This window comes from Sphingorhabdus sp. (assembly GCF_044374345.1).
In the GTDB taxonomy this organism is placed as follows: Bacteria; Pseudomonadota; Alphaproteobacteria; order Sphingomonadales; family Sphingomonadaceae; genus Sphingorhabdus_B.
In genome coordinates, this window is sequence record NZ_JBILOS010000058.1 from 1 (window position 1) to 14,142 (window position 14,142).

Annotated in this window: 13 protein-coding genes; 8 read left to right on the plus strand and 5 right to left on the minus strand. The window is 55.6% G+C overall.

Annotation, left to right across the window (positions count from 1 at the left end):
- The first annotated feature begins 42 nt into the window (after positions 1-42).
- A complete protein-coding gene (gene topA / locus ACIQ5B_RS07205; protein ID WP_397598420.1) occupies positions 43-2,586 on the plus strand; it encodes a type I DNA topoisomerase in 2,544 nt (847 codons plus the stop codon).
- 66 nt (positions 2,587-2,652) lie between these two features.
- On the opposite strand, the gene era is transcribed toward topA, so the two are convergent.
- Genes era through lepB form a run of 3 tightly spaced genes read right to left on the minus strand, consistent with a single transcriptional unit; the run spans position 2,653 to position 5,098 of the window.
- Positions 2,653-3,546, minus strand: a complete 894-nt coding sequence (gene era, locus ACIQ5B_RS07210) for a GTPase Era (RefSeq protein WP_333569534.1) — start codon at positions 3,544-3,546, stop codon at positions 2,653-2,655.
- A complete protein-coding gene (rnc, locus tag ACIQ5B_RS07215) occupies positions 3,543-4,211 on the minus strand; it encodes a ribonuclease III (protein ID WP_397598421.1) in 669 nt (222 codons plus the stop codon). Before rnc ends, era begins: the two co-directional genes overlap by 4 nt.
- The gene (gene lepB / locus ACIQ5B_RS07220) at positions 4,208-5,098 is read right to left on the minus strand and encodes a signal peptidase I (RefSeq protein ID WP_397598422.1); all 891 of its coding nucleotides are present in this window, start codon (positions 5,096-5,098) and stop codon (positions 4,208-4,210) included. The genes rnc and lepB overlap by 4 nt, the downstream gene beginning before the upstream one ends.
- Before the next feature lie 120 nt (positions 5,099-5,218).
- On the opposite strand from lepB, the gene pgi reads away from it, so the two are divergent.
- Positions 5,219-6,721, plus strand: a complete 1,503-nt coding sequence (gene pgi / locus ACIQ5B_RS07225; RefSeq protein ID WP_397598423.1) for a glucose-6-phosphate isomerase — start codon at positions 5,219-5,221, stop codon at positions 6,719-6,721.
- Positions 6,722-6,814: 93 nt separating this feature from the next.
- Positions 6,815-8,161 (plus strand): glutathione-disulfide reductase, encoded by a 1,347-nt coding sequence (gorA, locus tag ACIQ5B_RS07230; protein WP_397598424.1) that lies wholly within the window; start codon positions 6,815-6,817, stop codon positions 8,159-8,161.
- On the opposite strand, the gene ACIQ5B_RS07235 is transcribed toward gorA, so the two are convergent.
- A complete protein-coding gene (locus ACIQ5B_RS07235) occupies positions 8,162-8,791 on the minus strand; it encodes a glutathione S-transferase (RefSeq protein WP_397598425.1) in 630 nt (209 codons plus the stop codon). It lies immediately after the preceding gene.
- The gene (locus ACIQ5B_RS07240) at positions 8,784-9,725 is read right to left on the minus strand and encodes a rhodanese-related sulfurtransferase (RefSeq protein WP_397598426.1); all 942 of its coding nucleotides are present in this window, start codon (positions 9,723-9,725) and stop codon (positions 8,784-8,786) included. The genes ACIQ5B_RS07235 and ACIQ5B_RS07240 overlap by 8 nt, the downstream gene beginning before the upstream one ends.
- A 144-nt stretch (positions 9,726-9,869) precedes the next feature.
- Here ACIQ5B_RS07240 and ACIQ5B_RS07245 point away from each other — a divergent pair, with 144 nt between their 5' ends.
- From ACIQ5B_RS07245 to ACIQ5B_RS07265, 5 genes are all read left to right on the plus strand, one after another.
- On the plus strand, positions 9,870-11,396 hold the full coding sequence (locus ACIQ5B_RS07245; RefSeq protein ID WP_397598427.1) for an acyl-CoA carboxylase subunit beta: 1,527 nt from the start codon (positions 9,870-9,872) through the stop codon (positions 11,394-11,396).
- Positions 11,393-11,752 (plus strand): hypothetical protein, encoded by a 360-nt coding sequence (locus ACIQ5B_RS07250; protein WP_397598428.1) that lies wholly within the window; start codon positions 11,393-11,395, stop codon positions 11,750-11,752. The genes ACIQ5B_RS07245 and ACIQ5B_RS07250 overlap by 4 nt, the downstream gene beginning before the upstream one ends.
- Positions 11,749-12,189, plus strand: a complete 441-nt coding sequence (gene mce, locus ACIQ5B_RS07255) for a methylmalonyl-CoA epimerase (protein ID WP_397598429.1) — start codon at positions 11,749-11,751, stop codon at positions 12,187-12,189. Before ACIQ5B_RS07250 ends, mce begins: the two co-directional genes overlap by 4 nt.
- Positions 12,190-12,321: 132 nt before the next feature.
- The gene (locus ACIQ5B_RS07260) at positions 12,322-13,107 is read left to right on the plus strand and encodes an enoyl-CoA hydratase-related protein (RefSeq protein WP_397598430.1); all 786 of its coding nucleotides are present in this window, start codon (positions 12,322-12,324) and stop codon (positions 13,105-13,107) included.
- Positions 13,108-13,217: 110 nt separating this feature from the next.
- On the plus strand, positions 13,218-14,142 hold a 925-nt coding region (locus tag ACIQ5B_RS07265), incomplete at its 3' end, for a methylmalonyl-CoA mutase family protein (RefSeq protein WP_397598431.1).

Consider the following 14,142-nt stretch of genomic DNA (forward strand, 5'->3'; position numbering starts at 1 on the left):
CTATACGCGTACGCGAGAGATTTTAGAAAAGCTCATATTATCATGCAATTAGTCATCGTTGAATCACCTGCAAAAGCCAAGACAATCGAGAAATATTTGGGCCCCGGCTTCAAGGTTCTGGCGTCCTACGGACATATCCGCGATTTGCCGCCCAAGGATGGGTCTGTTGATCCTGAAAATGGCTTTGAAATGCTGTGGGATAATTATGCCGACAAAGCGAAGCAGCTAAAGGCGATAACCGACGAAGCGAAAAAGGCCGACGGCTTGATCCTCGCAACCGACCCTGACCGTGAAGGTGAAGCGATTAGCTGGCATGTGCAGGAAGTGCTCGCCAAGAAAAAGGCGCTGCCCGCAAATGTGGGTCGCGTGACGTTCAACGCGATTACCAAACAGGCTGTCACCGACGCCATGAAGCATCCGCGGGCTTTGGATATCGACTTGATCGATGCCTATCGCGCGCGCCGTGCACTGGATTATCTTGTCGGCTTTACGCTGTCGCCCGTCCTTTGGCGCAAGCTGCCGGGTGCAAAGTCTGCTGGCCGTGTTCAGTCGGTTGCGCTGCGCTTAATCGTTGAACGTGAGCGTGAGATCGAAGCGTTCCGTGCGCAAGAATATTGGTCGATAAAGGCGGCGATAGAGCATAAGGGGCAGAAGTTCGATGCCCGTCTGACCCAATATCTCGGTAAAAAACTCGATAAGATGGATTTGAAAACCGAGGCTGAGGCAGAGCAAGCACGCGCTGCGGTTGAGGCGGGTAAGTTCACCGTCGATTCTGTTGAAACAAAGCCGGTTACGCGCAACCCACAACCGCCCTTTACAACATCGACATTGCAGCAGGAAGCCGCACGCAAGCTCGGCTTTTCGGCCAGCCACACCATGCGGATCGCGCAGGGGCTGTATGAAGATGGTGCAATAACCTATATGCGTACGGACGGCGTCCAAATGGACCACAGCGCCATTTCGGCCGCGCGTAAAACGATCTCTGACCGCTTTGACAGCGGCTATTTGCCTGACAAACCGCGGCTCTACCAAAGCAAAGCCAAAAACGCGCAAGAGGCCCATGAAGCCATTCGCCCCACCGATTTCTCCAAGGATAGGGCCGGTTCGGGCGATCATGGCCGTTTATATGACCTGATCTACAAACGCGCGATGGCCAGCCAAATGGCGTCTGCACGGTTGGAGCGCACCACGGTTGATCTGGTAGACGGTACCGGACAGACTGTGCTGCGCGCCACGGGGCAGGTGATGAAGTTCCCCGGTTTCTTGGCGGTGTATGAAGAAGGCATCGACGATAGCGATGGCGAAGATGGCGCAATTTTGCCGGCGATGTCCGTCGGCGATGCGCCCGCGAAGTATGCCGTTGAGAAAACGCAGCACTTTACCCAACCACCACCCCGTTTTTCCGAAGCTACGCTCGTAAAAAGGCTGGAGGAGCTTGGGATTGGTCGTCCATCGACCTATGCGTCGACCATTCAGGTTCTGAAAGACAGGGTATACGTCCGTGTCGAAAAAAATCGTTTCTTTGCAGAGGAATCGGGCCGATTGCTCACAGCATTTCTCGAGCGGTTTTTTGAACGTTATGTCGCGTATGACTATACCGCAGGGCTGGAAGATCAGCTTGATGAAATCAGCGGCGGCCGTGCAAACTGGCAGGCGTTTCTTGAAAGCTTCTGGCGTGATTTTAAGCCAAAGACGGCTGAAGTCATGGAGCAAAAGCCTTCGGAAGTAACCGCGGAGCTCGATATCTTCTTATCGCCTTATCTGTTTCCTGAGCGTGAAGATGGAACAGACCCGCGTCTGTGTCCGAAATGCGGTGAGGGCAGGCTTGCCCTGCGTGGCGGTAAATTTGGCGCTTTTGTTGCGTGTTCCAATTATCCCGATTGCAAATACACACGGAAATTCGCGCAGCCCGGTGGCGAGAATGGCGAAGACACGGGGCCTGAAGTACTCGGCCAACATCCAGAAACGCAATTGGAGGTTAGCCGCAAATCGGGGCGTTTTGGCCCCTATTTCGAGATGGGTGAGGGCAAAGAGGCCAAGCGCGCATCTATACCGAAAGATATTCCTGCAGAGGATATCGGCCTCGAATGGGCGATAAAGCTATTGTCCTTGCCGCGCACAGTTGGAACCCACCCCGAAAGCGGTGAGCCGATAACCGCAAGCATTGGGCGCTATGGGCCATACCTGGCGCATAATGGGAAATATGCACGGCTGCAGTCGACGACCGAAGTGTTCGAAACGGGCATGAACAGTGCCGTGGCAAAGCTTGCCGAGGCGGCTGCCAATCCGGGTCGTGGTCGCGGTGCCGCCCGTGCTCCGCTGAAAGAGCTCGGAAAGCACCCGCGTACCGAGGCTGAGCTCAAGCTGATGGAAGGCCGCTTTGGGCCTTATGTGACCGACGGCACGACCAACGCGACTTTACCCAAGTCGATTGCACCCGACGAACTCACCTTGGAGGAAGCGTCGCAATTGATTGACGCCCGCGCGGCCATGCCATCGAAGACCAAGAAAAAAGCGGCTCCGAAGAAAAAGGCTGCACCTAAGAAAAAGGCAGCGGCCAAGTCCAAGGCAAAAGTGGCGAAGTAAGCCACAGAGAAACATGTCATCCCTGCAGCGGCGGGGATGACATCTCTTAGTTTTATTTGCCCGCGGTTACTCGACCCATTCGAGCCCGATATCGCGGTATAAGGTGCGATCTTCGTCCCATTTTGCGTGCACCTTCACATGCAAATATAGGTGGACCTTCACGCCCATCAATTTGGCCAACTCCATGCGGGCCGCTTCGCCAATCGCCTTGATCCGTGCGCCGCCTTTGCCAAGCACAATCGCGCGCTGGGTTGGTCTGGCGACAAGGATCTGCTGGTGGATTTCCAACGAACCATCTTCGCGTTCGCTATATTTCTCGGTCTCCACGGCGCTGGCATAAGGCAGCTCTTCATGGAGTTGGAGATAGAGCTGCTCTCGCGTGATTTCAGACGCGATTAAACGGTCTGTGGCGTCGGAAACCTGATCTTCAGGGAAATGCCATTCGCCCTCGGGCATGGCATCCGCCAGCGCCTGTTTGAATTCATCAAGGCCATCGCCCGTCGCTGCGCTGATATAATAGATTTGTTCGAAATCGCATTTTTCGGTCAACTTCGTCGTGAGCGACAGCAGCTTTTCCTTGGCGGCAATATCCACCTTGTTCAGCACCAGCCACTTGCGTTCTGGGCGGTCCTTAAGCCCCTCCAATATCTTTTCGACCTTTGGACCGGCACCTGCGCGGCCATCAACGATCAATGCAATCATGTCCGCATCGCCCGCACCGTCCCATGCTGCAGCAACCATGGCGCGGTCAAAGCGGCGTTGCGCCGCAAATATGCCTGGCGTGTCGACCAATATGATCTGCGTTTCGCCGGCAAGCGCGACGCCCAGCATGCGTGTGCGGGTCGTTTGCGCCTTGGGGCTAACAATCGCGACCTTCTGTCCGACCAATGCATTGACCAGCGTGGATTTGCCCGCATTTGGGGCGCCGATAATGGCGACGTGACCGCATTTTTTGGTCATGCGTGGATGTCCAAAAATGCAAGCGCAGCAGCCGTTTCAGCAGCCTGTTTGCTGTGCGCTGTCGCGGTGACTGGGTCAAAACCTTTTACAGTGACGGTAATTTCAAATGTCATAGCGTGGGGAGGGCCTTCTTTTTTCGTTATTACATATTCGGGAACCTTGCGGCCATGCGCGGCACACCATTCCTGAAGCGCGGATTTGGGATGCTTTGGCGCACCATTGGCCGTTTCAATCAACGGACCCCATAGGCGCTCGATAAAAACGCGCGCGGCGTCGATGCCGTGGTCTAAATAAAGAGCACCAATGAGCGCCTCCATGACGTCACCAAGCACATTGTCGCTTTGTTGCGCGCCGTCGTCGCGCGCTTGTTTGCCAAGCCGCAGTTGGTCCGGAACGCCAACCTGTCGGGCGATATCTGCACATGTCAGGCCCGATACCAAGGCGTTCAGTCGGTGCGACAAGCGACCCTCGGCTTCCTCGGCATATCGGTGGTACAGCATGTCTGCAATGACCAGACCCAATATCCGGTCACCCAGAAACTCAAGCCGTTGATAGTCCGCCTGTCCGGTGCTGCCATGCGTCAGCGCGCGGTGATATAGCGCCAGATCCGACGGCGGCTTGGGCATTAATGCCTTCAGCCAATTGTCTTTATCGCTGTTGGTCAAAACCCTTGTCCAATGCGGTCAGGGCGTGCCGCGGTAAACCAAGTCCATGGTAGCAGCCAATGTGAAGACCCATCGGTCGAAAACACCGACACCAAAGCGCGCCCGACGAGATTTTCTTGTGGCACGATGCCGATGGCTCCGGGCTTATCAAGCGGTGTCCAGCGGCTGTCGGCGCTGCGGTCGCGGTTATCGCCCATCAGGAACAGGTCCTTTTCGCCGACAACAAAGGCTTCGGTGTTGTCGCCTTCCAATCCGTTGGCGAGGTCGAGAATTTCGTAGCTCTTGCCCTCGGGCAAGGTCTCGCGAAAACGCGGGTATCGGCATTGGGTGCCACCATCGGGGCTGGCCTCTTCCATATCGGGGCGCCAGCACGGGAAGGGGTTGCGGTCCATTTCCGCGGTGTCGCGCATATTTTGCGTTACCGGAATGACAAGATCGGCAATGCGTTCTTTTTTGACCGCCACGCCATTAATCTCCAAAATGCCATCGCGCATTTGGATGACGTCACCGGGAAGGCCGATCACGCGCTTAATATAGTCTGTGCCGTTCGACATGGGTGCCTTGAACACCACAACATCGCCGCGCTTTGGCTCGCTGGCGAATATCCGCCCGGGTATGAGGGGCAAAGAGAAGGGCAGGCTATATTTGGAATAGCCGTACGGCCATTTTGCAACCAACAGATAATCACCGATGAGCAAGCGGGGCTGCATCGATTCCGAAGGAATATTGAACGGCGAGACGATGAAGCTGCGTAGAATGAACACGAAAACGGCTAACTTCAAAAGGAAGCCGCCAAATTCGCGCCATTCGGAAGGGGGCGTGGCTGGATGCGGTTGTGAAGGAGCGGCCGCGTTCGCGTCGTCTGTCTTGTCGGTGGGTGAGGTCACATAATCTCGCAAATTAATGTCGTCTTATGACGGATTGGCTGGCCTTTTATCGCGTAGACGCGCTATTTGCCAGCGTCGAGATTCACAGGCGACATTCGCGCGATTGATAAAGGGTATATAATGACGGACCACAGCTGGGCTGAGCTTGAAAAGCAGCAAGAAAAAACGCTGGTTGAGCTATTCGCATCAGCCCCCAACCGCGTTGCCAAAATGACCATAGAGCAGTCGGGATTGCGCTTTGACGTGTCGAAAACGCATCTTGACGACGCCATGCTGTCCCAATTCGCGAAACTTGCCGAAGACATGCATTTGGGCGACGCCAAATCGGCATTATTTTCGGGCGCTGCGATCAATATAACCGAAGGCCGTGCTGCCGAGCATGCAGCGGAGCGCGGTAATGGCGATGTGCAGGCCGTCGCCCATGCACGTGCACTTCAAGAACGCATGCGCGGCCTTGTCGAGGCGATCGACGCCGGATTTATGGGCGACATCAAGCATATCTTGCACATCGGTATTGGCGGTTCCGCGCTTGGGCCGAAATTGCTCGTCGATGCGTTGGGCCGCGATGGTGCCCGGTACGATGTCAAGGTTGTATCGAATGTCGACGGCGCTGCACTGACTGAGGCGGTGAAAGGCATGGACCCGCAAAAGACCATCGTCGCGGTCGCATCCAAGACCTTTACCACGACGGAAACCTTGCTGAACGCAACCAGCGCGATGGAGTGGATGCGCGACGGCGGTGTTGCCGATCCTTATGCCCAGTTCGTGGCGCTTACTGCCTATCCCGACAAAGCGCTTGAATGGGGCGTCGATGAAAGCCGGATATTGCCGTTTAATGAATCGGTTGGCGGGCGCTATTCGCTGTGGTGCTCAATTGGCTTTCCCGTTGCGCTCGGGCTTGGCTGGGCCGTGTATGAAGAACTGCTTGAGGGTGCAGCGGCCATGGACCGGCATTTCCGCAATGCGCCCTTGTTGGAAAATGCGCCAACGATGGCTGCGTTCTGCGATTTGTATTATGCCCAGATAAAGGCGTGCGAGACCCGCGCGGTTTTTGCTTATGACGAACGGCTGCGATTGCTGCCCGATTATCTACAGCAATTGGAAATGGAATCGAACGGCAAATCAGTGACAGCCGAAGGCGCGCCGCTCGGCCGCAACAGCGCACCAGTCACATGGGGCGGGGTTGGTACCGACGCGCAACATGCGGTCTTCCAGTTGCTGCATCAGGGGACGCATCTTATCCCCGTCGAATTCATTGCCAGCAAAACGCCTGGGCATGACTTTGATACCGCCCACCATGAAACACTGCTGGTGAACTGTTTTGCCCAAGGCGCGGCGTTGATGGCGGGGCAGACGTCAGATGATCTGGCACGTAACTATGCGGGCAACCGGCCCTCAACCACGATATTGATGGACGATGTGACGCCATCTGCTTTGGGCGCATTGATTGCGTTTTACGAACACCGAACTTTTGTGAATGCAGTGCTGCTTGGCATAAACCCGTTTGACCAATTTGGCGTTGAACTGGGCAAGCAGATCGCAAAAAGCATCGGCGAAAATGGCGCCACGGGCTTTGACCCATCCACGACGGCATTGATTGCGGCGGCATTGGGCGACAACTGACCGCAGTTATGTGTTCGATAAGACAGAATAAAAAATGCCATTGGCAAATGCGTTGCGGCGCAACCATATGGCCATGACATAAGGAAAAATCGCATGGCTGAATTTGAATATGATCTGTTTGTCATTGGCGCTGGTTCAGGCGGCGTTCGCGCATCGCGGATAGCGGCTTCGCATGGCGCGCGCGTTGCGGTTGCCGAGGAACATCGCGTTGGTGGCACATGCGTCATCCGCGGATGTGTTCCCAAAAAGCTTCTCGTATACGGATCCCATTTCGCCGAAGACCTGCACGACGCGCAGCGTTTTGGATGGAGCACAACTGGCGCAACGTTCGATTGGAACATCTTGCGCGACAATGTCGCGGCGGAGGTGAACCGTCTCGAAGGTCTTTATGGCCAGACGCTTGGCAACAACAAGGTCGAAGTGTTTCGCGAACGCGCGGTGGTGACGGGGCCAAATAGCGTGCGTTTGGCAAGTGGGCGCGAAATTTCGGCGGCCTATATCCTCATTGCCACGGGCGCTTGGCCATCGGTTCCGGAAATAGCCGGGGCGGGGCATGGCATCACGTCAAATGAAGTGTTTAGCTTACCCGAACTGCCTAAACGGGCGGTGATCGCAGGCGGCGGTTATATCGCCAACGAATTCGCCGGTATCTTCAACGAACTTGGCGTCAAGGTCAGCCTTGTGACCCATGGCGACCGCATTTTGCGCAGTTATGATGACGAAATTGTCGACCGCCTTGTGGACATTAGCGGCCATAAAGGCATCGATATTCGCTTCAACTGTAGCTTCAAATCCATCACCAAGCAGGATGATGGCAGCTTGGTGATCGAAACCAACCAAGGCGAGACGATTGAAACCGATCTGCTGCTTTGGGCCATTGGTCGGACACCGCACAGCAAAGGCCTCGGACTTGAAGACGTTGGCGTCGCGCTTGGTAAGGATGGTTCGGTACAGGTTGGCGACGACAATCGGACCAATGTGCCCAGCATTTACGCGGTGGGCGATGTCACAAACCGCGTTCAGCTGACCCCAATTGCGATCCGCGAAGGCCATGCTTTTGCCGACAGCGTCTTTGGCAACAATCGGCGCACGGTAAATTATGACTGCATACCAACCGCGGTGTTCAGCAATCCGCCAATCGCCAGCGTCGGTATGACCGAGGCCGAAGCCCGCGCGGCGCATCCTGACGTAAAAATTTACAAAAGCGATTTCCGCGCGATGAAAAATGTGCTGGCCGACCGCAATGAACGCGCATTGTATAAAATGGTGGTCGCGGGCGCAAACGAGCGTGTGGTCGGATTGCACTTGATTGGGCCGGACAGCGGCGAGATCCTTCAAGCAGCGGCTATCGCGGTCAGGGCTGGGCTTACGAAGCAGGATTTCGACGACACTGTCGCGCTGCACCCCAGCATGTCCGAAGAACTTGTGTTGATGAAATGATCAGGGAAAGAAAATAGTTTCGTCGCCCGCTGTCCATTTCGGGTAGCGGGTCATAATTTGACCGAACAGGTCCGACGCAAGCAGTCCGTTCAGCCACGCCTGAAGCGCAGGCAATGGCAATGCATCGAACCATAACGGGTCGGTTGCCGCAAACTGACGGACAAAGGGAAACAAGGCGATATCGGTAAACGCAGGGGCGCTGCCGCCCAAATAGGGTTGCGTCGCCAATATATCGTTCAGGCCCGACAAATGATCGCGTGCAGCATCACGATGTTCCACACCGTCGGCCAGACCATAACGATGCGGATATTTGTACCGGTCTAGCGCCTGTTTGAATGGGCCATCATTGGCCGCGATCATGCCCGCATCCGCACGGGCCAGCCAGTTTTCGGGATCATTTTGCGCCAATGCCCAGCGCATGATGTCCAGGCTCTCGTCGACAACATGACCGTCGCCCACAACTAACACCGGAACTGTGCCCTTTGGCGAAACCGCGATCATTTCAGGTGGCTTGTCCCGAAGCACCACTTCGCGCAGTTCAACCCGGGCGCCACTCACCGCAACCGCCATCCTTGCCCGCATGGCGTACGGACATCGCCGAAAACTGTAGAGGATGGGCAGATCAGTCATCAATGCGCGGGTTGACGCCGATATGCTGTTTGCCGCGTTTTTTGGCGAGCGCGATTTGTTTCTGCCGCTCGGCGAAACGCGCGCGGTCTTCGTCGGTGCGTTCGGCATAGCAAGCCGGGCAGGCGACGCCTTCGATGAAATGTGCTGACGCCCTGTCCTCTTGCGAGATAGGCCGGCGGCATGCGTGGCACAGTTCCATTTCGCCAAGCTCAAGCCCGTGCTTCACGGACACACGTTCATCGAAAACGAAACATTCGCCCTGCCATTTGCTCTCGGCTTCTGGAATATTCTCCAGATAGCGTAATATACCGCCTTCGAGGTGGTAGACGTCGTCTATCCCTTCTGCTTTCAGGAACGCCGTCGATTTTTCGCAACGTATGCCGCCGGTGCAGAACATCGCAAACTTGGTTTTTCCAGCAGCCAGTTCATCGCGATGCGCGCGAAACCATTCGGGAAATTCGCTGAACGATTTGGTCCGCGGATCGACTGCGCCTTCAAATGTGCCAATCGCGACCTCATAATCATTGCGGGTATCGATGAGGACGGTGTCCGGATCCGAAATCAACGCGTTCCAATCCTCTGGCTGCACATAAGTGCCGACTTCGCGTTTCGGATCGATGCCGTCTACGCCGAGTGTCACAATTTCCTTCTTCAACCGAACTTTCATCCGGTAGAAGGGCATTTCATTGGCATGCGAATATTTGACGTCCAATTCTGCGCAGCCCGGAATGGCGCGCAGAAACGAAATAAGGGCGTCGATAGCGGCGGGCTCTCCGGCGACGGTGCCGTTGATTCCTTCATGCGCCAACAAAATGGTGCCTTTGATGCCGCCCGCTGAGCACTGTTCAAGAATTTGCGGCTGAAGCGCTGCAGGCGCATCGAACGATACAAAACGATAGAGCGCGGCGACTTTGATGGGGTGAACTTGTTCCATGATGTGGCCCTATAGCGTCCTTTTTCGCTTTTGGCAGCTTCCAATATTGCTTTCATATCCGTAAATTTAATCGCACGATTAATTTGCAATTGCATCGCCACGATGCCAAAGCTTCACGCAACAAAATTGCTTATGGGGAAAACCATGTCGGCCAACATCGCTGAACTGGAATTGCGGCGCGCAGCGTCCAAATTGGGTGGCGGACAAAAGCGCATTGACGCGCAACATGCCAAGGGTCGCCTGACCGCGCGCGAGCGCCTTGATATCCTGCTCGATGAAGGCAGCTTCGAAGAGATCGACGCCTATGTGACGCATAATTGCACCGACTTTGGCATGGCAGAACAGAAGATTCCCGGTGACGGCGTTGTCACCGGCAGCGGCACAATCAACGGCCGCCTTGTTTACGTTTATAGTCAGGATTTCACGGTATTCGGCGGGTCGCTTTCCGAAGCGCACGCAATGAAAATCTGCAAGGTCTTGGACAATGCGATGAAGGTCGGCGCACCCGTCATCGGCCTGAACGACAGCGGCGGCGCACGTATTCAGGAAGGTGTTGCAAGTCTTGGCGGCTATGCCGAGGTGTTTCAACGCAATACGCTCGCAAGCGGTGTGGTTCCGCAAATCAGCCTCATCATGGGCCCATGCGCGGGTGGTGCGGTATATTCGCCAGCGATTACGGACTTCATCTTCATGGTGAAGGACAGCAGTTACATGTTCGTCACTGGGCCTGATGTGGTCAAGACGGTGACCAACGAAGTGGTGACTCAGGAAGAATTGGGCGGCGCGGTTTCGCATACGACCAAATCGGGCGTTGCCGACAATGCGTTCGAAAATGATATTGAGGCGCTGCTGTCCGTCCGTGATTTCTTTGACTATTTGCCAGAGAATAACCGCACCGGTGTTCCTGAACGGCCAACCGATGACGCATGGGACCGTATTGAACCGAGCCTCGACACCTTAATCCCGCCAAGCGCGAACCAGCCTTATGATATGCATGAGCTGATCCGCAAAACGGTTGATGAAGGCGACTTCTTTGAAGTTCAGCCAACGCACGCGGCCAATGTCATCATCGGTTTTGGCCGTATTGAGGGGCGCACGGTTGGCATCGTCGCCAATCAGCCCATGGTGCTGGCGGGCGTTTTGGACATCAACAGTTCCAAAAAAGCGGCGCGCTTCGTCCGCTTCTGCGATGCGTTCGATATTCCGATCGTCACCTTTGTCGACGTCCCCGGATTTTTGCCCGGCACGGCGCAGGAATATGGCGGCATCATCAAGCATGGCGCGAAATTGCTCTTTGCTTATGCAGAGGCGACTGTGCCCAAAATCACCATCATCACGCGCAAGGCCTATGGCGGCGCTTATGACGTGATGGCGTCCAAGCATTTGCGCGGCGACCTCAACTACGCATGGCCGACCGCTGAAATCGCGGTGATGGGGGCAAAGGGCGCAGTTGAAATCATCTTCCGTGGACTATCCACAGAGGAACAAGCGGTGAAGACGGCGGAATATGAAGACCGTTTCGCCAACCCGTTCGTCGCGGCGAGCAAGGGCTTTATCGATGAGGTCATCTACCCGCATTCCACGCGGAAACGGATTGCCTTGGGGCTTAGGAAATTGCGGAACAAGGCGTTGGAAAACCCTTGGAAGAAGCATGATAATATTCCGCTATGAGCAGGAAAACGCGAGAAATTAGGCTGGAAAGCGAAGAACGTTGGCCGGCTCTACGGCAGGTTCTTTGTTGCTGCGGCCCTGAAGACTGGGATAGACTTTATAGCTCGCCCGAAGGAGCTGTGGATGCCGCCATTGCCGATTATCCACTGCCCGTAAGACAACAAGCGCTGAAGGAATGGTGTGACTGGAATACGGACAAAGGTATTCAGTATGATCCTCGTGATGCAGTGAATGACGGGCTTGGAGTTAATGTTCTTTTCAAGAAGCCCGAAGACGCTCGGAAGTTCATGAATATGGTATATGACAAACTCATTGTGTCGGTGCGCAGCGAAACTAGCAAGGATTGGATGCCATGAAACTCGGTCGTCTCAACCATATTGGTGTCGCAACGCCTTCGATCGCGGACAGCATCGTCTTTTACCGCGAGGTGATGGGCGCGACGAAGATTCATGATCCGTTTGACCTGCCTGATCAGGGCGTGAAGGTTTGCTTTGTCGATACGCCGGGAGCCGATGGCGCGTTGAATGGGACGCAGATTGAGCTGATTGAGCCGCTGCAGGGCAATGCCTCCATCGCTGCTTTTCTGGAGAAGAACCCGGCGGGTGGGCAGCACCATGTCTGTTATGAAGTGCCCGACATTCACGCTGCCAAGGCGGAGTTTGAGGCTATGGGCAAGCGCGTGCTCGGCGAACCTCGCATTGGCGCGCACGGAACCTTGATATTCTTTGTGCATCCTAAAGATATGCAGGGCGTGCTGACTGAAATAATGGAGGTGCCTTCGCAGGCACATTGACCAACCACCACATCGTCACCCTGAACTTGTTTCAGGGTCCATTTATAATCCCGGAGCATGGTTTTTGGGCGGCGAAATGGATGCTGAAACAAGTTCAGCATGACGGTGAATGCAATAAAGGGAGCTTGAACTATGACATATGAAACCATCCGCCTCGATATTGCGGACAATGTTGCAACAATAACCCTCAACCGTCCTGAGCGGCTGAACGCGATGGCGCCGCAAATGGCGGACGAGATTAGCGCCGCGCTTGACCAATTGAACGGCGCGCGCGTTGTGTTGATCACTGGCGAGGGCCGCGCCTTTTGTTCGGGCGCGGATTTGTCGGCACGCGGCGCAGGCGCGTCGGTGAGCGGCGGGCAGGGTGCTTATTCTTCGCTGACCAAAAGCTACAACCCGTTGATGCTCAAGCTTGCCAAGCTCAACGTGCCGATTATCACCGCGATCAATGGCCCTGCGGCCGGCGTTGGCTGCAGCCTTGCACTCGCCAGCGATTTTGCGATTGCGGGTAAATCTGCCTATTTCCTTCAGGCCTTTGTCAACATTGGTCTGGTGCCAGACGGCGGCGCAAGCTGGATGCTTTCGCGCCTTGTCGGCAAGGCACGCGCGACAGAAATGATGTTGCTCGGTGAGAAAATCCCTGCCGATAAGGCTGCCGATTGGGGCCTGATCTACAAGTCTGTCGATGATGCCGAACTGATGACGGAAGCAAACGCTTTGGCAACACGGTTGGCCAACGGGCCGACGGTCGCGATTGGCATCATGCGTCAGAATATCGCTGCGGCCTTGGATGCGGATTATGCAACGGCTCTGCTGCGTGAAGCCGAAGGACAGAAGATTGCCGGCGACAGCAACGACGCGCGCGAGGGCGCAATCGCGTTTTTGCAGAAGCGGAAAGCGGAATTTAAGGGGCAGTAACTGTCTACCAAGGCCGTCACCCTGAACGTGTTTCAGGGTCTTAATCGGCAACGGTGAAAGTAAGATGCTGAAACAAGTTCAGCATGACGGGATTGAAATGTGAGTTTGTAATGGCAAATATCGACGACTGGAAAAAGGCGGCTGACAAAGAGGTTAAGGGCAAGGACCTGACCTGGCACACGCCCGAGGGTGTTTCGGTGAAGCCACTGTACACCAGTGCGGACGCTGGCGACCCCGGACTTCCCGGCTTTGCGCCGTTCACGCGCGGTGTGCGTGCGTCGATGTATGCTGGCCGTCCTTGGACCATCCGTCAATATGCAGGTTTCTCGACCGCCGAAGAATCCAACGCCTTTTACCGCCGGAACTTGGCCGCCGGACAAAAGGGCCTTTCGGTTGCCTTCGATCTGGCCACCCATCGCGGCTATGACAGCGACCATCCGCGCGTCGTTGGTGATGTCGGCAAGGCCGGTGTCGCTATCGATAGCGTAGAGGACATGAAAATCCTGTTCGACGGCATTCCGCTGGACCAGATGTCGGTGTCGATGACGATGAACGGCGCGGTCATTCCGATCCTTGCGTTCTTCATCGTCGCTGGTGAAGAGCAGGGGGTTTCGCAGGCACAGCTCGACGGCACCATTCAGAACGACATCCTTAAGGAGTTCATGGTCCGCAACACATATATTTACCCGCCCGAACCATCGATGCGGATCGTTTCGGACATTATTGCGTACACCAGCGCCAACATGCCCAAATTCAACAGCATTTCGATCTCCGGCTATCACATGCATGAAGCCGGCGCGACCGCAGTGCAGGAACTTGCCTTCACCATCGCCGACGGCAAGGAATATGTGCAGCGCGCGATGGCTTCGGGCTTGGATATTGATGCGTTCGCCGGGCGGCTGTCCTTCTTCTTTGGCATTGGCATGAACTTCTTCATGGAAGTGTCAAAGCTGCGCGCCGCGCGGACTTTGTGGCACCGCGTCATGGATGAGCTCGGCGCAAAGGACGAACGCTCCAAAATGCTGCGCACACATT

What these genes read in the sequence shown, in the direction of transcription:
- topA (WP_397598420.1), top strand. Translation starts at nt 43, where the DNA reads ATGCAATTAGTCATCGTTGAATCACCTGCAAAAGCCAAGACAATCGAG.
- era (WP_333569534.1), bottom strand. Translation starts at nt 3,546, where the DNA reads ATGACCAAAAAATGCGGTCACGTCGCCATTATCGGCGCCCCAAATGCG.
- pgi (WP_397598423.1), top strand. Translation starts at nt 5,219, where the DNA reads ATGACGGACCACAGCTGGGCTGAGCTTGAAAAGCAGCAAGAAAAAACG.
- gorA (WP_397598424.1), top strand. Translation starts at nt 6,815, where the DNA reads ATGGCTGAATTTGAATATGATCTGTTTGTCATTGGCGCTGGTTCAGGC.
- ACIQ5B_RS07235 (WP_397598425.1), bottom strand. Translation starts at nt 8,791, where the DNA reads ATGACTGATCTGCCCATCCTCTACAGTTTTCGGCGATGTCCGTACGCC.
- ACIQ5B_RS07240 (WP_397598426.1), bottom strand. Translation starts at nt 9,725, where the DNA reads ATGGAACAAGTTCACCCCATCAAAGTCGCCGCGCTCTATCGTTTTGTA.
- ACIQ5B_RS07245 (WP_397598427.1), top strand. Translation starts at nt 9,870, where the DNA reads ATGTCGGCCAACATCGCTGAACTGGAATTGCGGCGCGCAGCGTCCAAA.
- ACIQ5B_RS07250 (WP_397598428.1), top strand. Translation starts at nt 11,393, where the DNA reads ATGAGCAGGAAAACGCGAGAAATTAGGCTGGAAAGCGAAGAACGTTGG.
- mce (WP_397598429.1), top strand. Translation starts at nt 11,749, where the DNA reads ATGAAACTCGGTCGTCTCAACCATATTGGTGTCGCAACGCCTTCGATC.
- ACIQ5B_RS07260 (WP_397598430.1), top strand. Translation starts at nt 12,322, where the DNA reads ATGACATATGAAACCATCCGCCTCGATATTGCGGACAATGTTGCAACA.